The organism is Lachnoanaerobaculum orale (assembly GCF_003862485.1).
GTDB classification, from domain to species: Bacteria; Bacillota; Clostridia; order Lachnospirales; family Lachnospiraceae; genus Lachnoanaerobaculum; species Lachnoanaerobaculum orale.
The window spans coordinates 1,894,972-1,918,685 of the sequence record NZ_RRCM01000001.1; the positions used below are offsets into that span (position 1 = coordinate 1,894,972).

25 protein-coding genes and 1 pseudogene are annotated in these 23,714 nt (G+C 38.9%); 3 read left to right on the top strand and 23 right to left on the bottom strand.

Going from position 1 to position 23,714, the window contains the following annotated elements; genetic code table 11:
* Position 1: 1 nt before the first annotated feature.
* The 22 genes from EHW90_RS09075 to pyrF form a co-directional block, all read right to left on the bottom strand.
* Positions 2 to 715 carry a LytR/AlgR family response regulator transcription factor gene (locus EHW90_RS09075; protein ID WP_124952442.1) on the bottom strand — a complete coding sequence of 238 codons (714 nt, stop codon included), beginning with the start codon at positions 713 to 715 and terminating at the stop codon, positions 2 to 4.
* Between the two features lie 18 nt (positions 716 to 733).
* Positions 734 to 1,906 (bottom strand): ribose-phosphate pyrophosphokinase, encoded by a 1,173-nt coding sequence (locus EHW90_RS09080; RefSeq protein ID WP_124952443.1) that lies wholly within the window; start codon positions 1,904 to 1,906, stop codon positions 734 to 736.
* Positions 1,907 to 1,916: 10 nt separating this feature from the next.
* Positions 1,917 to 2,942, bottom strand: a complete 1,026-nt coding sequence (locus tag EHW90_RS09085) for an ATP-binding protein (RefSeq protein ID WP_009444610.1) — start codon at positions 2,940 to 2,942, stop codon at positions 1,917 to 1,919.
* 20 nt (positions 2,943 to 2,962) lie between these two features.
* Positions 2,963 to 4,174, bottom strand: a complete 1,212-nt coding sequence (locus tag EHW90_RS09090; RefSeq protein WP_124952444.1) for a DnaD domain protein — start codon at positions 4,172 to 4,174, stop codon at positions 2,963 to 2,965.
* Positions 4,175 to 4,210: 36 nt separating this feature from the next.
* Positions 4,211 to 5,593: a UDP-N-acetylmuramate--L-alanine ligase gene (gene murC, locus EHW90_RS09095; RefSeq protein ID WP_124952445.1), complete on the bottom strand. Its 1,383-nt coding sequence runs from the start codon at positions 5,591 to 5,593 to the stop codon at positions 4,211 to 4,213.
* Between the two features lie 16 nt (positions 5,594 to 5,609).
* On the bottom strand, positions 5,610 to 6,179 hold the full coding sequence (locus EHW90_RS09100; protein WP_009444613.1) for a flavin reductase family protein: 570 nt from the start codon (positions 6,177 to 6,179) through the stop codon (positions 5,610 to 5,612).
* Positions 6,169 to 6,930 carry a shikimate kinase gene (locus EHW90_RS09105; protein WP_009444614.1) on the bottom strand — a complete coding sequence of 254 codons (762 nt, stop codon included), beginning with the start codon at positions 6,928 to 6,930 and terminating at the stop codon, positions 6,169 to 6,171. Before EHW90_RS09105 ends, EHW90_RS09100 begins: the two co-directional genes overlap by 11 nt.
* A gap of 7 nt (positions 6,931 to 6,937) precedes the next feature.
* Positions 6,938 to 8,599, bottom strand: a complete 1,662-nt coding sequence (locus EHW90_RS09110; RefSeq protein ID WP_060930150.1) for a putative manganese-dependent inorganic diphosphatase — start codon at positions 8,597 to 8,599, stop codon at positions 6,938 to 6,940.
* A 9-nt stretch (positions 8,600 to 8,608) separates the two neighbouring features.
* Entirely contained in the window at positions 8,609 to 9,526 is a 918-nt protein-coding gene (locus EHW90_RS09115; protein WP_124952446.1) for a nucleotidyltransferase family protein, read from the bottom strand.
* 3 nt (positions 9,527 to 9,529) lie between these two features.
* Entirely contained in the window at positions 9,530 to 10,984 is a 1,455-nt protein-coding gene (gene guaB / locus EHW90_RS09120; protein WP_124952447.1) for an IMP dehydrogenase, read from the bottom strand.
* A gap of 118 nt (positions 10,985 to 11,102) precedes the next feature.
* Entirely contained in the window at positions 11,103 to 12,377 is a 1,275-nt protein-coding gene (purD, locus tag EHW90_RS09125; protein ID WP_124952448.1) for a phosphoribosylamine--glycine ligase, read from the bottom strand.
* On the bottom strand, positions 12,374 to 12,970 hold the full coding sequence (gene purN, locus EHW90_RS09130; protein WP_124952449.1) for a phosphoribosylglycinamide formyltransferase: 597 nt from the start codon (positions 12,968 to 12,970) through the stop codon (positions 12,374 to 12,376). Before purN ends, purD begins: the two co-directional genes overlap by 4 nt.
* Before the next feature lie 8 nt (positions 12,971 to 12,978).
* Positions 12,979 to 14,004 carry a phosphoribosylformylglycinamidine cyclo-ligase gene (gene purM, locus EHW90_RS09135; RefSeq protein ID WP_124952450.1) on the bottom strand — a complete coding sequence of 342 codons (1,026 nt, stop codon included), beginning with the start codon at positions 14,002 to 14,004 and terminating at the stop codon, positions 12,979 to 12,981.
* A 55-nt stretch (positions 14,005 to 14,059) separates the two neighbouring features.
* Positions 14,060 to 14,569, bottom strand: coding sequence for a 5-(carboxyamino)imidazole ribonucleotide mutase (purE, locus tag EHW90_RS09140; RefSeq protein WP_124952451.1), 510 nt, complete (start codon positions 14,567 to 14,569; stop codon positions 14,060 to 14,062).
* A 10-nt stretch (positions 14,570 to 14,579) separates the two neighbouring features.
* Positions 14,580 to 16,637 carry an aminopeptidase gene (locus EHW90_RS09145; protein WP_124952452.1) on the bottom strand — a complete coding sequence of 686 codons (2,058 nt, stop codon included), beginning with the start codon at positions 16,635 to 16,637 and terminating at the stop codon, positions 14,580 to 14,582.
* Positions 16,601 to 17,026: a hypothetical protein gene (locus tag EHW90_RS09150; protein ID WP_060930157.1), complete on the bottom strand. Its 426-nt coding sequence runs from the start codon at positions 17,024 to 17,026 to the stop codon at positions 16,601 to 16,603. The genes EHW90_RS09145 and EHW90_RS09150 overlap by 37 nt, the downstream gene beginning before the upstream one ends.
* Complete coding sequence (locus EHW90_RS09155) at positions 17,023 to 17,475, bottom strand: VanZ family protein (protein ID WP_124952453.1); 453 nt, start codon at positions 17,473 to 17,475, stop codon at positions 17,023 to 17,025. Before EHW90_RS09155 ends, EHW90_RS09150 begins: the two co-directional genes overlap by 4 nt.
* Position 17,476: 1 nt before the next feature.
* A complete protein-coding gene (locus EHW90_RS13285; protein WP_009444628.1) occupies positions 17,477 to 17,626 on the bottom strand; it encodes a hypothetical protein in 150 nt (49 codons plus the stop codon).
* A gap of 14 nt (positions 17,627 to 17,640) precedes the next feature.
* Positions 17,641 to 18,312: an orotate phosphoribosyltransferase gene (gene pyrE / locus EHW90_RS09160; RefSeq protein WP_060930159.1), complete on the bottom strand. Its 672-nt coding sequence runs from the start codon at positions 18,310 to 18,312 to the stop codon at positions 17,641 to 17,643.
* Positions 18,313 to 18,327: 15 nt separating this feature from the next.
* A complete protein-coding gene (locus EHW90_RS09165; protein ID WP_124952454.1) occupies positions 18,328 to 19,233 on the bottom strand; it encodes a dihydroorotate dehydrogenase in 906 nt (301 codons plus the stop codon).
* The gene (locus EHW90_RS09170) at positions 19,230 to 19,994 is read right to left on the bottom strand and encodes a dihydroorotate dehydrogenase electron transfer subunit (RefSeq protein ID WP_124952455.1); all 765 of its coding nucleotides are present in this window, start codon (positions 19,992 to 19,994) and stop codon (positions 19,230 to 19,232) included. The genes EHW90_RS09165 and EHW90_RS09170 overlap by 4 nt, the downstream gene beginning before the upstream one ends.
* 10 nt (positions 19,995 to 20,004) lie before the next feature.
* Entirely contained in the window at positions 20,005 to 20,913 is a 909-nt protein-coding gene (gene pyrF, locus EHW90_RS09175; RefSeq protein WP_124952456.1) for an orotidine-5'-phosphate decarboxylase, read from the bottom strand.
* Positions 20,914 to 21,006: 93 nt separating this feature from the next.
* Here pyrF and EHW90_RS09180 point away from each other — a divergent pair, with 93 nt between their 5' ends.
* Together EHW90_RS09180 and EHW90_RS09185 are read left to right on the top strand one after the other, a co-directional pair.
* Positions 21,007 to 21,747 carry a GNAT family N-acetyltransferase gene (locus tag EHW90_RS09180; protein ID WP_243113951.1) on the top strand — a complete coding sequence of 247 codons (741 nt, stop codon included), beginning with the start codon at positions 21,007 to 21,009 and terminating at the stop codon, positions 21,745 to 21,747.
* Positions 21,748 to 21,876: 129 nt separating this feature from the next.
* Positions 21,877 to 22,416 (top strand): annotated as a pseudogene (locus EHW90_RS09185) (ZIP family metal transporter); the annotation flags it as partial.
* Positions 22,417 to 22,449: 33 nt separating this feature from the next.
* Here the strand turns inward: EHW90_RS09185 and EHW90_RS09190 are convergent.
* Entirely contained in the window at positions 22,450 to 22,803 is a 354-nt protein-coding gene (locus EHW90_RS09190; protein WP_124952458.1) for a DUF3796 domain-containing protein, read from the bottom strand.
* A gap of 294 nt (positions 22,804 to 23,097) precedes the next feature.
* On the opposite strand from EHW90_RS09190, the gene EHW90_RS09195 reads away from it, so the two are divergent.
* Positions 23,098 to 23,667: a nitroreductase family protein gene (locus EHW90_RS09195; protein WP_124952459.1), complete on the top strand. Its 570-nt coding sequence runs from the start codon at positions 23,098 to 23,100 to the stop codon at positions 23,665 to 23,667.
* The last annotated feature ends 47 nt before the right edge of the window (positions 23,668 to 23,714 follow it).

The following is a 23,714-nucleotide window of genomic DNA, read 5'->3' on the forward strand; positions in this document are numbered from 1 at the left end:
ATCACCCTACTGCATTTTCTTTCATTGCCTCTTTCAATCCGCCGTAATACTTTCTTCCAACCGGAATCTCCTTGTGATCTATCAGTGTAAGTCCGTCATAAGCGAATGTCTTTATATACTGCAATGCTACTAAAAATGATCTGTGCACTCGTATAAAACCTTTTGTAAACAACAAGTTCTCCAGCTTTCCTATGGTGGAAATAAACTCAAAACTTTTGCTTCCATAGTACACGGTTATTATTTTTCCTCTAACTTCAAAATATTTTATATCGTTGATTGCGATATTCCTATACTCACCTATACCTGTAAAGAGCATATACTCTTTTGACTTTTCGGATGCCGTCTCAAAAACATCCTTTATTATCTTTACAGTCTTGGTGCTTTCAGTCTCACCCTTCACAATATAATTAAAAGCTCTTACATCAAATGCTCTCAATATATGTTCCTTTGAGACTGTAGTAAACACTATTTCGCCGATATATCCTTTAGAACGAAGTTTTGATGCTGCCTCCATACCGTCAGGTCCCGGCATATTTATATCCAAAAACATAACATCAATAAGTTCCAACTTATCTTCCAGTTCAAACAGCATCTGCTTGGCGGTTTCAAAAACCTCAAACTCCGCATCATAGCCTTCAGACTTTGATATATGTGTGGCGATTTCTAACAAATTGTTTCGTTCTATTGGATTATCATCACATATCACTACTCTCATAATCCAAAACCTTATATCTTATTTATTTTTTACCTTTTCCAAGAAGTTGTTGATTCTGTTTGTAGGTGTCAACAGGCCGCTTATAGTGGAATCATGGTTCAGATTGTCAATAATAAGCGCTACATACTTGCTCATCTCAATACTGTGATAATAAGGTCTGCTCAAAAGGTCCGGTGACTGATATACCAGGTTGGTTGTAAATATACCGTCTATAATACCGTCCTCATAGTACTGGTCAAATCTTGCAAATCCGTTTGTAAAGAGTCCGAATGTGGCACATACAAAAACTCTTCTTGCTTTTCTCTTTTTGAGTTCCTTTGCCACTTCCTGTACGCTCTCTCCTGATGATATCATATCGTCAATTATTACAAGGTCCTTGCCCTCTACATCTGCACCCAAAAACTCATGTGCGATAATCGGATTTCTGCCGTCTACAACCTTGGTGTAGTCTCTTCTCTTATAGAACATACCCACATCCAGCTTAAGCATATTTGCAAAGTAGATGGCTCTTCTCATACCGCCCTCATCAGGTGAAATAATCATCATATGTTCTGAATCCACCTGAAGGTCAGGGAAATTTTTTAAAAGTCCCTTTGTATACTGATATATAGGCTGAACGGTCTCAAATCCCTTAAGAGGAATTGCATTTTGTACTCTCGGGTCGTGTGCATCAAATGTTATGATGTTTTCTACGCCCATATTTGTCAGCTCCTGCAGTGCCAATGCACAGTCAAGTGATTCTCTGCCTGTCTTTTTATGCTGACGACTTTCATATAAGAAAGGCATTATTACATTTATTCTTCTTGCCTTTCCGGCTATTGCCGCAATGATTCTCTTCAAATCCTGAAAATGGTCGTCAGGTGACATATGATTTATCCTTCCTGAAAGTGAGTATGTCATAGAATAATTACATACATCTACAAGCAAATATAAATCGTCGCCTCTTACAGACTCCTCAATAGTTCCCTTCGCCTCACCCGAGCCGAATCTTGATATGCTTGATTTTATAATATAGTTGTCCTTTTCGTACTCAGAGAATAAAAGTGTACCCTTATGCTCACTTTTTCTCTCCTTACGCCATTCAACCAGGTAATTATTTACTTTTTTTGTGAACTCCTCCATACCCTTAAGCGGTATAAGCCCAAGCGGACCTACAGGAACAGTATCTATTTTTTTATCTTCGTATAGCATTTTTCCTCCATCATAACCTTGCTCTAATATCATTTCCGTACAACCTGATATAGATGAAACTTTTCCTTATACGGGATGTAACTCTCTCACTATAGGTGTCTCTCATCTTGTCAAGACTTAAGTTTGTCGATATTATAGTAGATTTTTCGGTGTTAATCCTACGGTTTATTATATGGAAAAATTCACTGGTTGTAAAGTGATTGAAAAGTTCCGAGCCCAAATCGTCAATTATCAGCATATCACATTCATAAACTTCCTTTACAAGCAGCAAATACTTCTGTTCTTCACTTTTTTCTATATTTACCTTTACCAAGGTCTCAAACAGCTCTTTGGCACTCAGATAAATAACCGAATAGTATCTGTCAAGCAGTACTTTTGCTATGCAGTTACTCAGATAAGTCTTTCCGACTCCCGTACTTCCGCTAAATACAATACTTCTTCTGTCATTTTCACCCTGTTTGTTTGAAAATACTTCATTCTTTGTTCTGTCAGCGTTAAAATATTTATCCGTAAACGCTTCACAGAATTTTTTTACTCCGTCCATATACTTGGCATTTGTAATATTTTGTGAAGGCAAAAGATACTTATCATCGTAGTACTTAAACGAAAAGTTGTCGAAATTTTCTTTACTCACTATATGTTCCAAGTTCGATTGCGCATATAAAAGCTTTCTTATCTTTGCCTGCAGGCAGTGACATTTCTTACCCTCTATATAGCCCGTATCCTTACAGTCGTTGCAATCGTACTCCATCTCCATATAGTCTACAGGGAAACCGGCTTCTTTTAAAAGTATCTCTTTTCTTTTTTTAATATCATCAATATCTTTTTTAAGATTGATACTTGAAAAACCTCCGGACTTTAAGCTTTCTTTATACCTTGATACCGCAAGGCTGCCGGTTGAAGAATTGAGTTCTTTCATCTTGGGTATCTTTTCATATACCTCCTCTATTCTTCTGACCTGTGCAGCCCTGTTGTTTGCTCTTATGTTTTCATATTCTCTCATTATTGCATTATATGAGGAATTGTCTATAGCCATATATCTCCTTTACGCCTACACTACAGCTTGTTCAGCTCATTCATAAACTTATCCTGCATATCGGAGTCTATATTGTCATTTCTTTGTTCAAAGTTGTTGAACTTGGATGTGGAAGCTCCTCCTGCCGGTCTGTTTGTACTCTTTACTTTCTCGCCATGCTTCTCATCAAGTGCCTTTATATCGGCAAGTGTGCGAACATTCTCCTTATACCATCTGGTAAGTATACCGTCCGCATAGGTAAAGCTCTGTGAGGAAGTATTAAGTACGGTTCTGCTGATAGCTTCCACCACTATTTCAGGGCTGAAGCAGTACTCATCAAACCACTTCTTTACAAACCTTGACTCTACAGGTGCCAAAACTCTGTCATAAATTCCGAACGCCTTAAGCACCGCTCTGTTCTCGTTATAGAACTTTACATTGTCCTCTTTGGCTTCCTCCACTGTGGTAATTCCCTTCTCGTGTAAAGAAAGTGCTATCTTTTCAATATAGCTGATATTCTTCTTTCCCTTTTGTACGGAAATCTCCGCTATATATTCCAAAAGATCCTTTGACATTCCGATAACATCATAAAGATAAGCAAGCTTCTCGGTATCTGTAGGTGTAAAGATCTTCTCCGTATATGTCTGTACACAAAAAACCAGCTCCTGAAAGTCCTCATCACTTCTTAACTTCGTCAAATCCACAAGACTTCTGTCAGGAAGCTTAGGAGGCTCAGGTTTAGGAGGTTCAGGCTTAGGTTCTTCTTTTTCTTCGACTCTTTCCTCTGTTTGTATCTCCTCTAAAGCCTCTGACTCATTCTTTGTTATGTCCGACTCACTTTCACCTTCCTGCGTACTTTCATCTGCCTCTTTATTTATCTGCCTTCTTTTATAGATTTCATTTGCGGCGTTTAAGATACGCCTTGCCTCTTCAAGTTCTTCTTTAGAAGGAAGGTTCTTTGTAAGAAGAATCTCTTCAAAGTCGTCTTCCTTGCCGAGCTTTGCGATATTTTCTTCCCTCTCAATCAGTATACCGATTTTACACCAATACGCTATCGCTCTTTCAACATCTTTTATGGTAAGTTCAAGGGCGTCAGCTATGATCTCGGGATTTATCAATCTGTCAGCATTTCTCAGCATAAAAAGATACACTTTTATATAATCGCCGTTTGCCTTTAGCATATATTTATCTATAAATTCTGACGGCAAACTTACAATACTTGTTATGTCCGCCTTTAAAAAATCGTACTTCATAGCTCTCCCTTTGTTTTAAATCTATAACTTTATAAATTATTTTCCAAGTAAAAACTCGCCCACTCTTAAGATATCTCCGGCACCCATGGTGATAAGCAAATCACCCTTTTTAAGCTCCTCCAAAAGATAATTTTCTATCTCATCAAAAGTCTCAAAACTTGTAGCATTTCCGCCGAGTTCATTTATCCTCTTTGAGAGAAGATTTGAACTCATACCGAGATTGTCCGTCTCTCTGGCAGGATAAATCTTTGCGATTATTACCTCATCCACATTCTTTAATACATTTGCAAAGTCGTCAAAGAATGCCTTTGTTCTGGTATATGTATGCGGCTGGAATACCACAACAAGTCTGTCATGAGGATATCTCTTTGCAATATTCAATGTGGCCGATATTTCACTTGGGTGATGTGCATAGTCGTCAACTATTGTGATTCCGTCAAGCTTTCCCTTGACCTCAAATCTTCTGTCCACACCCTTAAACTCCAAAAGTCCTTTTCTTATATCTTCGATACTTACTCCAAGTTCAAAGGCAACACAAATAGCCGCCAGGGCATTATATATATTGTGGTTTCCTCCTACACAAAGCTTTACATCCTCATATGTTTCTTCTTTATGTACAAGGTCAAATGTAGGATATCCCAAAGCGTCGTATCTTATATTTGTTGCATAGCAGTCACTGTTTTCGGTTCCGTATCTTACTACATTGCCCTCAAACCCATGTGTAATTTCTCTGTTGTTTTTAATCTTGTCATTTATTATTATACAACCCTCAGGACTTGTATTTTTTACGAAATTCTTAAAAGAGTTCCTGATATCGTCCAAATCCTTAAAGAAATCGAGGTGATCCTCTTCTATATTTAATATAACACCTACTGTAGGATATAACTCAAGGAAACTGTTTGTATATTCACAGGCCTCCGTAACAAACGTGTCACCCTTACCTATATAAATATTTCCCTTTATCTTCTTTACAATGCCGCCTACAGAGATGGTAGGGTCAAGTTTTGTATCAAGTAATATATATGACAACATAGAGGTTGTGGTGGTCTTTCCATGTGTACCGCTTACTGCTATGCTCTCTTTAAACTTTGACATTACATAGCCGAGAAGCTCTGCTCTGGTCATCATCTTTATATTCTTTTCTTTAGCCGCAATAAACTCAGGGTTGTCTTTATGTATGGCAGCCGTATATACAAACAAGTCTATATCATCGCCGATATTCTCTCTTTTTTGTCCTACTAATATTTTTACGCCTCTGTCTTCAAGATCCTTTGTCCTGTTGTTTGCCTTTGTATCGGAGCCGCTCACTTCAAAGCCCTTTTCCAATAGTACTCTTGCAAGTCCGCTCATACTTATACCGCCGATACCGCAAAAATATATATGCTTTATATCATCAAATCTAATTTCTTTCAAAATCATGCCTCCCGGGTTTATCTTATTTTCTTGTTTTCTTCTTTTTCACACTGTAACCGAAAGTACCGAGTACCTTTGACAGCCCTATGTATTCTCCATGATTATATACTACCATGTCGGCTTTTGTCAGGTCAAATTTGTTTTTTTCATCCATATATTTTCCGTCCACATTCACAGCAACCACTTTTGCTATAAACATATGATGTGAACCGAGCTCCAAGATGTTTTCCACCTTACACTCTATACATACGGGACTTTCCTTAACAGACGGAGCAGCTACCACTTTTGATGGCAACTGCTCTATCTTCATAACCTTCCATTTATCAATATCTCTACCTGATTTTACGCCACATTCATCTGCCGTCTTTGCCAACTTTTCATTTGTGAGATTGATGACAAACTCACGTGACTTTTTTATTATATCATACGAATATCTGCTTGGTCTAAGAGAAATATACACCATAGGCGGATTTGTACATATGGTACCTGTCCAAGCCACTGTGACAATATCACTTCTTTCACCGTCGCCACAACTTACCATTACCACCGGCACCGGATACAACATATTTCCCGGTTTAAAATCAATTCTCATTATTCTTAAAATATCTCTTCTTATTTTTTCTTTGATTGTTATCTGTTTTTTTATTGTTTTTTTGTAATGCAGAGTTCTTGGCAAATCTTTCCTTTTTTGATACATCCTTTGAAAGTTTCTCATTTGCCGTCTTTTCTTTAGATTTATCTTTATTTAATCTGCCGCCATTATCTCTTACATTCTTTTCTTTGCCGTTCTTGTTTTTTGGAAACCTTCTACTCTTAAAGTTTCTTTTTTTCTTCGGCTTTTCACCCAAAATCTCACAGATTTCATCAATGGTCTTTGACAAAGTTTTTTTCATCTCGTTGACTGTGATATCCGCATACTTTGCATAAAGCGGTGTTCTCTCAAGGTAGAGGTCTTTTAAAGTCTGGCCTTCTTTTAAAGTGATTCCTCTTTCCCTCAAATCTCCGAGTCTTGACTTTATAGCGGTATATGAAAGTTCCAAGTATATCACAACACTGATTTCTTTCAGATGTTTCATGGCCTTCTCGCCGTATACCACACTGCCTCCCGGGGATATGATACTGTCCGTCACATCAAGTGAAGCATTGACCTCATCTTCTATTTCTCTGAAGCCGTCATCACCATGCTCCTCTATAAGCTCCTTTAAAAGTTTACCGTACTTTTCCTGAATCACTATATCTGTATCTACAAACTTTTTTCCAAGTCTCTTAGCCAAAACCACTCCGACAGAAGATTTACCTGATGCAGGCATACCGATCAATGTAATATTAGTCTTTCTTCCCATATCTCTCCTACATCTGTATTCCCACTACAAGACTCGGTACAAGCTGTTTCTTTCTTGATACCACCGATGTAAGTTCTATAACCCCCGCATCGCTGACATCATAACTTCCCTCTTCCAGTCTGAACGCCTTCATTACAAGTGACATAGCACCCTGACCTACACATATAAGTCTTGTAGACTGCTCCAATATATTGGTCAACATAAAGAACATCATATCTTCTTCGCTGTTTTCGTGAAGCTTTATAAGGAAAGGCATCAGTCTGCTTTCTATCTCACTTAACTCTTCTTCATTAAGCGAGCTTATCTGACCTATTCCTATAGTACTCTTTCCAAGTGCAAATGTCTTATAGTCCTGATGGAAAATCTGTTCGTCAGTCTTTCCCTTTAAGTTGCTTGCCGATGCAAACATCTGATTTGCATACTTTTCTATATCTATACCTGCAATCTTTGCAAGTGCAAGTCCTGCCGCCTTGTCAACGGCCGTACAGGTAGGCGATCTGAAAAGCAATGTATCTGAAATGATTGCGGAGCACATAAGACCGGCTATATTCGGCGGTATCTCAACTCCTTTTTCCTGATACATCTGATAGATAATTGTAGATGTACAACCAAGCGGCTGATTTCTGAAATAAACAGGTCCGATAGTCTCTATGGTGCCCAGTCTGTGGTGATCGATAATCTCAAGCACATTTGCATGCTCGATTCCGTCCACCGCCTGACTTCTTTCATTGTGATCAACCATTATAACTCTCTTACCCTTGGCTCCAAGTAAGTTTCTTCTTGAAAACATACCCAGATACTTTCCGTGCTTATCAAGAACAGGGAAGTCTCTGTGTCTTACATTTGCCATTACATCCCTTACATCATCCAGATAATCCTCATTTTCAAATGTAATAAGATTTTCAGTCTTCATAAAGTAGTTTATCGGCATGGACTGATTGATAAGTCTTGCAACGGTAAAACTGTCATATGCTGTTGTAATAACTGTGGTACCATGGTCTTTTGCAATCTTTTGAATAGTCTTTGAAGCACCTGCACCTTCACATACTATTATACAGGCCGCTCCCATCTCAATAGCACAAAGCTGCATCTCATATCTGTTACCCAGTATTACAAGGTCGTCCTTTTCGATATAAAACTCCATCATATCGGGATTTGCGGCTGCCACTACCACCTTGCCTTCATTAAAGTATGCTTCTTTATCTCCAACTACCAAAGTGCCGTCCAAAGTCTCAATGATATTTGAATATCTGGTATTTGCTTTTGCAAGTATTCTGCTGTCATAGATATTCATATATGAGTTTGCAATATCACTTACCGATATTATTCCCTCAAGGTCACCGTCCTCATTTACTGCAGGCAAGGTCACAACATCAAGTTCCTGCATCAGTGACCATGCCTTTTTAAATGAAATATTCTTATCAACACCCTTTGTATGCTTTATATCAATATCCTTTATCTGGGTCTTGACACTCTCAGTAAGCTTAGGCGGTTTAACCTTGAAATAATTCAATACAAATTTGGTTTCCTCATTGATTTCTCCGGCACGCCTTGGTGAAAATTCCCCCTCTTCAGTTTTTGACTTTAGATCGGCATAACTGATAGCCGCACAAATTGAATCTGTGTCCGGGTTTTTATGACCCAATATCAATGTTCTAAGCTTTGACATAATTTCCTCTTAACTAAATATTTTTTCAGGGTATACTCCCTTGTCCACTAAGGCTCTTATTGAATTTACAACAAGCTCCTTGTCTTCTTTATAGGTTACTCCGAACCACTTATCGTGGCTCTTTAATACCTCCACACTCGCCTTTCCGGATTTAATTGCTTCATCTATTACTGAAGGCAGGAGGTATTCGCTTTTTAACTCATTTGTCATACTCTTTAAAAACTTCGGAAAGCCTTCTTCAAGAATATCCAAGAATTTCGGTGTAAGCCCCCACATATTCATTGAAACAATATCGTTCAAATCCACATCTCTTTTTTGCTTATTTTCATCCACAGCACTCAAAACGCCGTCCTTTAACTCTATATCAAAGGTTTCCGTCACATCTACAAGCTTGTTGTCCGCATCAGCCTTACAAACTCCTCTTGTGACTCCTCCGTTATCTGAGAGAGTGTTCTTTAAAACAAACCCTGCCATACAAAGGTCAAGCTTCTCACCGTTTTCCTTCATATGATTCTTCATATAGTCATACACTACCTTAAAGCCCTCTTTGCCGTAGTAATCATCCGCATTTATCACTATAAAAGGCTCATTTACAAGTCCCTTTACAGATAACAGTGCCTGTCCCGTACCCCACGGCTTAGTCCTGTCTTTCGGACAGGTGAAGCCTTCCGGCAAGTCGTCAAGCTCTTGGAAAGCGTAGTCCACATCTATATATTTTTTTATTCTGTCTCCGATAATCTCTTTAAAATCTTTTTCAAGATCATGGCGTATAATGAAAACCACCTTGTTAAATCCCGCTTCTTTTGCGTCATATATTGAATAGTCCATTATAATCTCGCCGCCCGGCCCTACAGGTGCCAGCTGTTTTATGCCGCCTCCAAATCTTGAACCGATACCTGCCGCCATAACCACTAATGTTGCGTCCATGTTTTACTCCTCTGATGAATAGTTAGGTGCCTCTTTTGTTATATGTATATCATGCGGATGACTCTCTCTTAAAGATGCCGCACTTATCTTTATAAACTGTGCGCTCTCCTGCAATGTAACGATATCCTTTGCACCGCAGTAGCCCATACCTGAACGAAGACCGCCAAGAAGCTGGAATACCGTATCTTCCACAAGCCCCTTATATGCAACTCTACCTTCTACACCCTCAGGCACAAGCTTCTTCGCGTCGGTCTGGAAATATCTGTCCTTGCTGCCCTTTTCCATAGCCGCAAGTGAACCCATACCGCGATAAACCTTATACTTTCTGCCCTGATAAAGTTCAAAATCTCCCGGAGACTCGTCACATCCTGCAAACAGTGAACCCATCATACATACATTTCCGCCTGCCGCAAGCGCTTTTGTAATATCTCCCGAAAACTTGATTCCGCCGTCCGCAATAATAGGAACACCGTATTCCTTGGCTACGGCGTAGCAGTTCATTATTGCACTTATCTGCGGCACACCTATACCTGCCACAACTCTGGTGGTACATATTGAACCCGGTCCTATACCGACCTTAACACAATCGGCACCTGCCTCTATAAGAGCCTTTGTGGCCTCACCTGTAGCCACATTTCCCGCTATGACCTGAAGAGTAGGATATTTTTCTTTGATTTTCTTAACACAATCTATTACATTCTTTGAATGTCCGTGTGCCGAGTCAAGTACCACAACATCCACCTTTGCCGCTACAAGCGCATCACATCTGTCAAGCACATTTGCAGTGATTCCAAGTGCAGCACCGCAAAGCAGTCGGCCTTGCGAATCCTTTGCGGAATTCGGATACTTTATCTGCTTTTCAATATCCTTTATGGTAATAAGTCCCTTAAGGTTTCCGTCTTTATCGACTATCGGAAGCTTTTCCACTCTGGCCTTTGCCAAAATCTTCTTGGCTTCCTCCAATGTAGTTCCCTCAAGTGCCGTAACCAAATGTTCCTTAGTCATACACTCCGATATCTTCTTTGTATAATCTTCCTCAAACTTTAAATCTCTGTTGGTAATTATACCTACCAATTTCTTTCCTTCGGTTATCGGAACTCCTGAAATTCTGTATCTGGCCATAAGTTCATTGGCATCAAAAAGAGTATGCTTTGGCGAGAGATAAAAAGGATCTGTAATAACGCCGTTTTCCGAACGCTTTACTTTATCCACCTCACCTGCCTGTTCCTCAATACTCATATTTTTATGGATTATTCCGATACCGCCCTGTCTGGCCATGGCTATTGCCATTCTATGTTCTGTAACTGTATCCATTCCTGCACTCATCAAAGGAATATTTAATTTAATATTCTTTGTTAAATATGTAGAAATATCGATCTGATTTCCTATAACTTCCGAATATGCCGGTTGCAATAATACATCATCAAATGTGATGCCTTCCCCTATGATTCTTGCCACTGCTTTTTCTCCTTTTTCGGATACAATAGTACCGGTCTTTAGTGATACTTAAAAGACCGAAAGTACTAATAAACAATATTTATTTTTCTCATTAGTCTAACAAATACAAACTATACTGTCAATCTTTAGAGTCTATACTCATTCCGATATCATTTCTCATATATTTGTTCTCAAACTCTACTAACTTTGTTGCCTCATAGGCCTTATCTCTTGCCTCTTTTAAAGTAGGAGCCGTTGCCGTAACGCCTAGAACCCTGCCTCCGTTTGTAAGCACATCACCGTTTACTTTTTTTGTACCTGCGTGAAATGCAAATATATCAGTCTTTCCTTCAAAGTTTTCAAGTCCCGTTATTTTCTTGCCCTTTTCATACTTAAGCGGATAACCGTCACTTGCAAGTACTACACAGACTGCCGCATTGTCCTCAAACTTAAGATCAATCTTATCAAGACATCCGTCAATACATACCTCAAATACATCTATAATGTCGTTTTCCATCCTAGGAAGCACTACCTGAGTCTCAGGGTCTCCGAATCTGGCATTGTACTCAAGCACCTTTACACCGCTCTTTGTAAGCATCAGTCCGTAGAAGATAATTCCTTTAAACTCTCTGCCCTCTGCTCTCATAGCATCCACAGTCTTTTGATAGATATGTTCCTTACAGTATCTGTCCACCTCCTCGGTATAGAAAGGACTTGGGCTGAAGGTTCCCATTCCGCCTGTATTAAGTCCCTCGTCGCCATCCTTTGCTCTCTTGTGGTCCTGTGCCGAAGTCATAAGGGCATAGTGAGTACCGTCTACAAATGAAAGTACACTCACCTCTCTGCCCTGTAAGAACTCTTCTATAACTATAGTATTTCCGGCATCACCGAAACTCTTATCAATCATAAGCTCTTCGATACCGGATTTTGCTTCTTCAAAAGTTTTACAAATCAGCACTCCCTTACCCAGAGCAAGTCCGTCAGCCTTTAAAACTATAGGATAATTTGCCGTTTCCAAATATTTAATTGCTTTTTGCGGATCGTTAAAGTTTTCATATGCCGCTGTAGGTATACCGTATTTTTTCATAAGGTCTTTTGAAAACGCCTTTGAACCCTCCAATATGGCGGCATTCTTTCTCGGACCGAATACCCTAAGTCCCTCAGCTTCAAACCTGTCGACTATACCGCCTACAAGCGGGTCGTCCATACCTACTACGGTCAAATCAATCTTTTCTTTCTTTGCAAAGTCGGCAAGTGAGTCAAAGTCCATAACTGATATTGCGACATTTGTTGCAATTTCTTCCGTGCCTGCATTTCCCGGTGCCACATAGATTTTATGATTTTTCTTACTCTGTGCCAATTTCTTTACGATAGCGTGTTCCCTTCCGCCGCCGCCTACAACCAATATCTTCATAAAACTTCTCCATTTGCAATCATTTCAACAGCTTTCGGTAAAATAATCCACTCCGCCTCTTCCATCACTCGTCTTTGTAAGGTTTTCGCATCATCACCCGGCAATACATTTACCGCCTTTTGAATTATTATCTTACCCGTGTCTATTCCGGCATCTACAAAATGCACTGTGGCACCTGTTACCTTAACACCTCTTTTTAATGCAGCCTCATGTACCTTAAGTCCGTAGTAGCCCTTACCGCAAAAGCTCGGTATCAGTGAAGGATGTATATTGATTATCTTATTTTCAAATGCATCCACTATATCTTTTGAGATATTTACCAAAAATCCTGCCAGTACTATAAGGTCGGGATTCAGACTTTTAAGTTCATCAAGCAGTGCCTTATTAAAATCATCCCTGTTTGAAAAGCTCTTCGGCGATATACATTTACTCTCTATCCCTGCACTCTTTGCTCTTTCAAGCGCATAGGCATCGGCATTGTTTGAGATAACCGACTTTATTCTTACATTTTTTATACTGCCGTCTTCTATTGCCTTTATAATGGCGGCAAGATTGGTGCCGCCACCTGAAACTAAACATACGATATCAAACATAGACTCTCCTATATAAGCTCTACACCCTTTGTTCCTTTATCAATATATCCTATTTCAAAGGCTTTCTCTCCGGCCTTATTTATTGCATCCAAAGTTTTTTCAACATCACCTTTATCTACCGCTATCACCATACCGAGTCCCATATTGAAGGTATTGTACATCATCTCTTCACTTATATTTCCCTTTTTTGCCATAAGTTTGAATATGGCAGGTACTTCATAAGAATCTTTTTTCACTACCGCTCTTTTTTCTTCCGTCAACATTCTCGGAATATTCTCATAGAATCCGCCGCCTGTGATATGTGAGCAGGCCTTTATCTTTACACCCGATTCTCTTACAGACTTTAATGCCTTAACATAGATTTTTGTAGGAGCCAAAAGTGCCTCTCCCAAAGTCTTATCAAGTTCTTTGTAGTAGGTATCAAGTGATTGTCTTGTCATATCGAAGACCTTTCTTACCAAAGAAAAGCCGTTTGAATGCACTCCGCTTGAGGCAATACCGATAAGTGCATCTCCCTCCTTCAAGTCCTTACCGTCTATAAGGTCACATTTATCGGCCACTCCTACGCAAAAGCCTGCAAGGTCATATTCATCCACAGGATAAAATCCCGGCATCTCTGCAGTCTCACCGCCTATCAATGCGGCACCTGACTGTACACAGCCGTCTGCAACTCCTTTTACAATGGTAGCTATCTTTTGCGGTTCATTCTTACCGCAGGCTATATAATCAAGGAAGAATAAAGGCTCACCGCCTGCACAGGCCACATCATTTACACACATAGCCACACAGTCAATACCTATAGTGTCATGCTTATCCATAAGAAAAGCCAGCTTAAGCTTGGTACCTACTCCGTCGGTTCCTGAAAGAAGCACAGGTTCTTCCATATCCTTAATCTTACTAAGTGAAAACGCACCTGAAAAACCTCCAAGCCCTCCAAGGACTTCGGCTCTCATAGTCGACTTCACATGCTCCTTCATCAACTCTACAGCCTTATAACCTGCTTCGATATCCACACCGGCACTCTTGTAATCCATATTACCTCCAATATACAAAACAAAAACTTACAAAGAAACAACTGCTATATAAAGTTTAGCCCTTCAAAAAAGCATCCACTCCAACACTCTTTAACTTACCGTCCTTAGCCTCAACTTCTTTTGCCATCTCATCACTGAATTTTTCAAGCTTCTCAAAAAGCTCATTATCATTAAGAGCAAGCATCTTTGTTGCAAGTATTCCCGCATTTTTCGCTCCGTTGATTGCCACGGTTGCCACAGGTATACCTCCCGGCATCTGCACTATTGAGTAAAGTGAGTCCACTCCGCCAAGGTCCGATGTCTTTATAGGTACTCCTATTACAGGAAGCGGTGTAAGTGCCGCGCACATTCCCGGAAGATGTGCAGCCTTTCCGGCTCCTGCAATCACCACCTTGATACCTCTGTTTCTCAGCTCTCTTGCCCATTTAAAGAATATATCGGGTTCACGGTGTGCGGATATTATATTGTACTCATACTCTATCCCCATCTTTGTAAGGAAATCTCCTGCAGCTCTCATTGTCGACAAATCGGAATCACTGCCCATCACTATTGCTACTTTGCTCATAGTTCCTCCTTTATTCATTCAATATTTCACTACCTTCAAGCACAAACTTTCCGTCTCTTATAATATATGTGTGAGAGCCTTCAGGCTCGTTGGTATATATATCTCCCAGCTCTGCAAGAGGGATTGTTATATCGGTGTGGCAGTTAAAGTATGCCTTTTTGATGTCGGTCTTTCTTCTTATAGAGCATTCATTGTCTCTTGCCGTTATCGCCTTGCCGTCAGGATTGTATGTGATATTGTCCTCCTCATGTGAATAGCAGGTATCACCGAAGGCAAAATGCGGGCCCATCTTTTCCGCTATCAAAATAGGCATTTTCTCAAATATGTCATATTTTTTTGCCACATTGTAGGCAACCACATTGGTACCTATAGCAAACTCACCCATCGGAAGACTCTTATGTCCCTTTAAAACAGCATCATCAATTATTCTTTTGTTGTCTTCTTCACTTTCAAAGTTTTCACAGGTATAGTCTTTAATCATTCCGTCCTCAACTTTTATGCAAAGATTCTTAAGGTGGTAACCTGAAAGAAATACATCCTTTACAAAAAGTGTACCCTCAGTACCCTTAAGCACAGGAGATGTGAATACTTCACCCACAGGAATATTTACATCCGCCACACAGTTTTCAAAGTTGGTCTCCTTAGTCGCATCTTTAAGCTCATGCAGTTTTACGGTAAGAGATGTCTTATTTCCCTCACCTCCTACAATACTTACCGTATCCGCCTTATCCAGCGCATCAATTATCTTTTGCTGTGCGTCTTTATACTTTGTAGCATCCAATGTGTTGATTCTTATAATATCATCAAAAATATTTGAATAAATCTTCTCATCTTCTGCAATACTTGGAAGCGGCCATGCTATTATACAAAATGCCGTACCTGAAGTATCTATATACTCATCCTGTAAAAGCATCATTTCATTTCTGTAATTTGTCATCAGATTGTTCTGTTTTTCACCAAATGCATTGGCACATTTTTTCTTTACAGGCAAAAACTCCATCTCGCCGAAGGATTCCATCAAAGCCGGACCGCCATACTTTGACATATTTTCCTTTATTTCTTCAAAGGTCTGCTTGCTCACTTCAAGCTTTCTGTCAAGGTATGCCTTCTTTGTAAAGATATTCATATCAAACTTGTGGTCATACTCAAACTGTCTGTTTACTCCGCCGCTGCATATTCCCCTGTTCTTTACAGGTGATATATCGGAAAGTCTGTACGGCTTTCTTTGCAATACCACTTCAAAGCCCATATCCTCAAAGAAAATAACGGCTTCTTTTACTATTCTTTCAAATCCGATATTGTAAATCAGTGATACAACACTTCTCTTTGATATATCTTTTTGCATTGCAAAAAAACCGTCTCTATAGCCGTCCACAAAAATCTTTGCACACAGTCTGACAGTCTCATTATCAAGTGAATTCAAATATTTTGCTGTATTTATCTCATTTGAGCCTATGTATTCTCCGAATTTGAAAAGATATCTAAGATCCGACAGATCGTCATTCATTATGATATTATAAAAGAACCTGTTAGAAGTGGTGAAACTTTCAATAATCCTCTTTCTTGCAGTTACATCCAGATAATCTGAAGCATACCAATATATAGCATCCGCAATCTCTTTTGCGCTTCCACCTTCCATAGCTATGCCGTAGACTTGTAAGAACAGCTCAAGTATATTTACAAACCCTTCAAGGTCTCCCTCATACACTGTAATAAGTGCGGCTCTCACCTCAAAGCCCAAACTTAATAAAGGAGAAACAAAGTCTTTATCAAACAACTTCTCCAATACATCCGGATTGTATACAGAGCCTGCATAGATATCCTCTCTCAAGTCATAGAAAAGCTCATCCTGCATATCTTTAAGCTCTTCAAAGCTTAAAGCTTCAAACTCACCGTTTTCTTTTTTTCGCCTGACATCATTTACTTTTTCCAAAAATGATGCAAGCTCGGCAAAAAAGTCCTTAAACTTGATATCTTCTTCCGCTCTTATCAAAGATATCCTGTCCATTGCAAGATTTATTCTCTCAACTATTACCCTCTTATCCCAAGAATAAATATCAAAAACCATAGTAAAAATAAAACTCCTCCAATCAATGTTGTAATCACCGAAAGTGATTTTCTGGCCACTCCGTCTTTAAAAGATTTCATAGAGTAATAAAATCCCGCTCCTGCAAATAAAAATGAACAAAGTGCAAAGGCCGACACCTGTGTACTCGGCGCCCCTTGATTTTCTACCACTTTCCTGATTGCAAATACCAAAAGCACTACCGCAACCAAATCCATAAACAGTGCGAACTTTGCATCCTTTGCAAAAGGTCTTCTCATATAGTCGACCATATCACTTCTGCTTGTAGCAAACTTTACCTTATCCTCAGCCGCCAAAAATCTGTCGGAGTCTAAGATATTTTCTTCTCTTCTAAAAGGCGTTCCTATTCTTTTTCTTTTAAAAAATCTCATTCACGTCTCCATATGATAATCTTACACAGCACAAACGCGATATATCCCAAAAATACTCCCAATGTATTTAAAATAATATCGTCCACATCAAAGCTGCCTACATTGGTCAAAAGCTGTATCACCTCAACAACACATGAGAGTAAACAGCCTTCTATCAATGTTTTAAAGAAACCGCATTTTCTTTTGCCTATTATCGGTCTGAAAAATCCGAAAGGCATAAAAGCAAGTATATTGCCGCCTAAGTTCAGCACCGATATCATACCAAGTTTATAAAAATTATCTATATATCTTCTGATTTCAAGAAAAGGTACGGTGTTATATCCATGGGCCTCCACAGCCATTCCTCTTCCGAAGCCCTCGGCAAAGAAGAGAAAATAGCATAGGATTAAAATATACAATGTAAATAACACCTGACCCAAAAATCTAAACTTAGCTTTAAGTTTATTCATATCAAAACTCTATATGATTCTTTCCGACAAGCAGCCTTGCCCCGTTTACAATGGACATTACACCTGTAGCAACACCTACAACTATCATTACCACTCCGATTGCAATACCCGCTCCGCCACAAAATTTCATAAGTTTGTATGTCTTTTCCATATTTTCACCTGTCTTTACTTTACACCGTAAATCTTATAGTAGTCGTCAATAGCCGCCTTCAACTTGTCATCAATGATGACCTTGCCGTTTATCTCTCTGTTATAGAGATACTCGACCACCTCATTCATTGTAACAATAGCTGTGGTCTTCAGACCGTACTTTTCACTTATCTCTACAAGTGCGGACTTCTCACCCTTGCCTCTTTCACATCTGTCAACACTTACTACAAGACCGAGTACATTCACATCTCCCTGTGCCTTTATTATAGGTAGAGTCTCCTCGATAGAAGTTCCGGCTGTGGTAACATCCTCTATTATAACCACTCTGTCTTTATCCTTTATAGGAGAACCGAGCAAAATACCTGTATCTCCATGGTCCTTTACTTCTTTTCTGTTTGAACAATACTTCACATCCACACCCTCATCACTGAGTGCCATAGATGTTGCAACACTGAGAGGAATACCCTTGTATGCAGGTCCGAATAAAACATCAAAGTCGTCTCCGAAAGCACCTCTTATAGCCTTTGCATAGTATTTTCCAAGTCTGCTAAGCTGTGAACCCGTTCTGTAAAACCCTGTATTTACAAAGAAAGGTGTCTTTCTTCCGCTCTTTGTAACAAAGTCTCCAAACTTAAGTACTTCACACTCTATCATAAAGTCAATAAATTCTTTTTTATAATTTTCCATCTCTACTCCGTTTCTTTACTTTACAAGACCTATAATCTCATTTACATCACTGAAGTTATTTTTTTCAAGATATTTTTCTATACCTTTTGCAACATCTATACCTGCATTCGGATTGAAAAAATTCGCCGTTCCGGCACTTACCATAGTTGCACCGGCAAGCAAAAACTCTATGGCGTCCTCAGCTGTAGCTATTCCGCCCATACCTATCACAGGCACTTTCACAGCATTTGCCACCTGATATACCATTCTGAGTGCAACAGGCTTTATCGCAGGTCCTGACATACCTCCGGTTTTATTGGCAATGGCAAAACATCTTTTATTTATATCAATCTTCATTCCTGTGATAGTGTTTATAAGAGAAAGCGCATCCGCTCCTGCATCTTCAGCCGCCTTTGCAATCTCTGTAATATCTGTAACATTCGGTGAAAGCTTCATTATAACAGGCTTTTTTGAATGTGCCTTTATCTGACTTGTAATATCTCTTACACTGTCTACATTTGTACCGAAAGCGATACCTCCATGTGATACATTCGGACAGGAAATATTGATTTCAAGCATATCTACAGCCTCATCCGAGAGTCTTTCCACAGTCTCTATATAGTCTGTAATACTTCTGCCGCAAACATTTACAATTATCTTCGTATCCTTTTGCTTAAGGAATTTCAAATCTCTTTCTATAAAGGTATCCACTCCGGGGTTTTGAAGTCCGATAGCATTTAACATTCCGCCGTAGACTTCAGCAATCCTTGGTGTAGGATTGCCCTCCCAAGGTATATTGGCTACACCCTTTGTGGTGACCGCACCGAGCTTGTTTATATCCACAAGGTCCGCAAATTCTTCACCATGTCCGAAGGTACCGCTGGCAACCGTTACAGGATTTTTAAACTCCACACCTGCAATATTTACTTTTGTACTTATCATAGTTCCACCTCTAAAGCATTGAAAACAGGGCCTTCGGTACAGACTCTTTTATTCTTCACATTGGAGTGAGAATCTACCTCACTTGACTTACAGGTGCAAGCCAGACAGGCACCTATACCGCATGCCATCTTCTCTTCCAATGACAAAAAGCACTCCGTATTATTTTCAGATGCATATTTTTTTATGGCTCTAAGCATCGGAGTAGGTCCGCAGGCAAGTATTCTGTCAGCCTTTATATTGTTCTCTCTTATTGCATCAAGAACATTTCCCTTCGTACCTATACTTCCGTCTTCAGAAGCGATAAAGACCTTGCCGTATTGCTTAAGTTCATCTGCAAGGAATGTATCACTGTCTCTGAAACCGAGTACTATCATCTTCTCACCTTCAAGACTCTTTGCAAGCTCAAGCATAGGCGGTATTCCTATACCTCCGCCTATAAGTATGCTTGACTTTGAATCTGTAGGAAAGCCGTTTCCAAGCGGTCCCAAAACCTTTATATCGTCTCCCGCTTTAAGCTTTGAAAACTCTTTTGTACCGGTATCCTCACCTGTTACTCTGTATACAAGCCTTATAGAATCCTTAGCGACCTCACATATACTTATAGGTCTCGGCAAAAGCTTGGAAGGATTTTTCGTGTAGACATTTACAAACTGTCCCGGAAGGGTGTCATTTGCTATATCTGTCTTTATCCAAACGGAAAAAATATCCTTACTTAATTCATCTTGGGAAATCACTTTCCCATTGTCCATTATCTTTGTCATCTTACTCTCTTTATAATACTCTGTTTATATCTGCTATCATGTCTTTTACAGCCGCTCTTGATGCGTCCGCAAAGTCAAGTGAAGAATACTTTTCCTGCTTGTATGCGGCTATGATTCCTCTTGAAGAGTTTACTATTGCACCGAGTCCGTCTTTATTAAAGCAAGGCTTTAAATCCTCTGCGGTTCCTCCCTGTGCGCCGTATCCCGGTACAAGGAAGAATGTATGAGGCATCTTTTCTCTGAGTATTGCACTCATTTTCGGATATGTTGCACCTACAACCGCACCTACATTTGAGTACTCTCCGTCCATGCTCATAGCACCCCACTCACAAGTCTTGTTTGCAACAAGCTCATAAAGAGGTGTACCTTCTATCAACCTGTCCTGAAACTCTCCGCTTGACGGATTGGATGTCTTTACAAGTACAAAGATACCCTTGTCCTCGCTGTTACACACATCTATAAAAGGTTTTACACCGTCTGTTCCAAGGTACGGATTCACCGTAACAAAATCCGTATCAAATCCCGACACCTTCTCGCCCAAAATCTCACTTACTCCGATATGAGCCTTGGCATAGGCAAGAGAGGTTGAACCTATATCACCTCTTTTTGCATCACCTATTACAATCAGACCCTTACTCTTTGCATACTCAACTGTATTCTTATATGCAATCATTCCGTCTATACCGAACTCCTCATACATGGCTATCTGCGGCTTCACTGCCGGAATAAGGTCATATGTCTTATCTATTATAGCCATATTGAAGTCATAGAAAGCCTCAGCCACAGCCTTTGTGCTTTTTCCGTATTTCTTTATTTTCTCATCTAATATATAATCAGGTATATGTGAAATAAGCGGGTCCAACCCGACACATATAGGGGCATTTGTTTGCTTGATTTTTTCAATAAGTTTTGCAATCATATTTTCTCCTAAAGGCCCTTTCGGGCATAATGTATTTATGAAAGTATAACACATAAACACGCATTATTTCAATAAATGCACTTGGAGTTTGAGATGAATATAATAAAAACAAAGGAACTTACACAATCTTATATAGAAAAGATAAATAATATAGTTAAATCACAGGATGAGGTCAAACATCTTCCTCTCTACTTTGACTTTAGTGACGACAGATGTACTTACTATCTCTGTTTTGAAAATGAGGAGTTAATGTCTGTAATTGCACTCTTTGAGATAGATATAGATACATATGAAGCTATAGCATATACGGATATGTCAAACAGATGCAAGGGATATTTTAAGGCCGCCTATAAGTATCTTTGTAATGACCTTGAAAGAGAATGTGATATCTCATTTATCTGTGAGAGAAACTACTCTCCTGCCGTAAAAACAGCCAAAAGTCTGTCCCTCACATATGAATGTACGGAGACCATGATGGAACTTGACCTTTCTTCATACAATGCCGAACCTGTTTTTGATATTGATATAATTAAAGAAGATGATATTTACTATATATTTCAATCCGATATTGAAATAGGATCGTTTTGCTTTTATACCTTTACATTCAACACCGACGATATATATTTTCACAGCTTCAATATATATGAAGAGTACCAAAACAAAGGGCTTGGCAAACTGTCTATGACTGCAATACTTTATTATTTAAAGAGTCTTGGAAAAACAAAAATACATTTGCAGCTTCTACTTGAAAACACTCCGGCGTATAAGATATATAAAGAACTCGGTTTTATTATCACAAGCGAGATAAGCTACTATAAAAAGATTATCGATTAACAGATTAAAGTATTTTATGCAATTTAATTTTTTTCTATTTATTTGTATTGCAAATTGTTTTTATAAATGCTATTATAGAAAATGTAGTTAGCACAACATAACTACATAAGATATATACTGATAAGAATTTTAATTTTACTCTTGCTTGACCACATTATTCCGCATCTGCATATGTATGCTGCAAAGGCTGAAGGGCGAAAGAGTAAACTTGCAAGAACCGCTATGATGTTGCTTGCCGTGAATCTTCACAATATACCTGAGGGTATGGCTGTAGGTATTGTATATGCGGGATTTTTAAACTGTAACCTCGGTATATCTGCTGGAGCCGCTCTCGCACTCTCTCTTGGTATCGCTATTCAAAACTTCCCTGAGGGTGCCATTATATCAATGCCACTTCATGCAGAAGGAGAAAGTAAAATGAAAGCCTTATTCTACGGTATACTCTCAGGTGCGGTAGAGCCTGTAGCGGCATTTATAATGCTTGGTGCATCCGCATTCTTTATTCCTATTATGCCCTATCTTTTAAGTTTTGCGGCAGGTGCTATGATGTATGTTGTAGTGGAGGAACTTATCCCTGAAATGAGTGAAGGAGAACATTCAAATATAGGAGTTATATTATTTGCCTTCGGATTTACAGTGATGATGGCACTGGATGTGGCGCTGAGCTAAATACAATAAACACTGACTCAACTTCAACTACATTCAACTTTTTCCAATAATAGTATCCACTATGACGGCTATGGCAAAAGCTACGTTGATTAAAATAGTCATAGCCGAGTATTTATCATGGATATATCCACTGTTAGTTATAACTACATTGGTTATAAATATAGCGACCAAAATACCTCTGTATAAAGTATGTCTTTTGTCATCTTTATTCTTAATACTCTGCGTATCATTCACAAAAAAATATGAAAAAAAACCATAAAAGCAAAAAAAATGAAAAAATACTACATTATCAAATACAAATCCTAAAAATCCTAAAAAACCTAACAATCCCAAGAATCCTAAGAATTTTTTAAATCTGTATATTTTTTTATTCTCCAAATTTTCCATCAAAGTTCTCCCTCATTAAATTACATATTTTCTAACCTTTATTTACATAATATTTTATAGCAGCAATTATTGCAGATACACCAAACCATATTCCGAAAACGTAAACTGCGCTTTTACCTATCATACTACCTCCTTTATTCCCAACAAACAACATATACGGTATCAGCTATATTATATCACAAACCGAAAATAAAAACACGGCTATATATTAAAAGTACCTTACTTTTAAATAACCAAAAATTATACTATAATAATAAGATATGATATACCCATTTATTATAGATTGGAGGTTTTATGAAACTTATAGACAATTTAAAACAAAGAAGAACTTACTATAATCTAAACAAAGAACTTCCTGTAGATAATGCAGAAGTTAAAAAACTTATTGAAGAAATTACAGAGCTTGTACCGGATGCCTTTAATATGAAGAGTGCCCGAGTTCTTGTAGTTATGGATGAGAAACAGGATGAGCTTTGGGATAGAATATTTGATACTTTTGAAGGCAAGGTCCCTCGTGAAAAAATCGACGGATTTAAGGCGGCGGCAGGTACAGTACTTTATTTTTATGATGCAGAAGTTGTAGAAGTACTGCAAAAAAAGTTCCCAACATATGCAGATAACTTTCCTGTTTGGGCAAATCAAGCAAACGGTATGTTACAAATAAATATCTGGGCAGGTCTTAGAGAGCTTGGAATCGGCGCAAACTTACAGCACTATAACCCTGTAATTGACAGCCTTGTGCAAGAAATGTTTGAAGTTCCTAAGTCATGGAAGTTAATTGCACAAATGCCTTTTGGCGGAATTGTTACAGAACCCGATCCTAAGGAAAAAGAAAATATCGCTGACAGAGTAAGATTTGTTTAAAACCAAATGAAACTTTACATTTATAAAACGTCCCATAGACTACACTA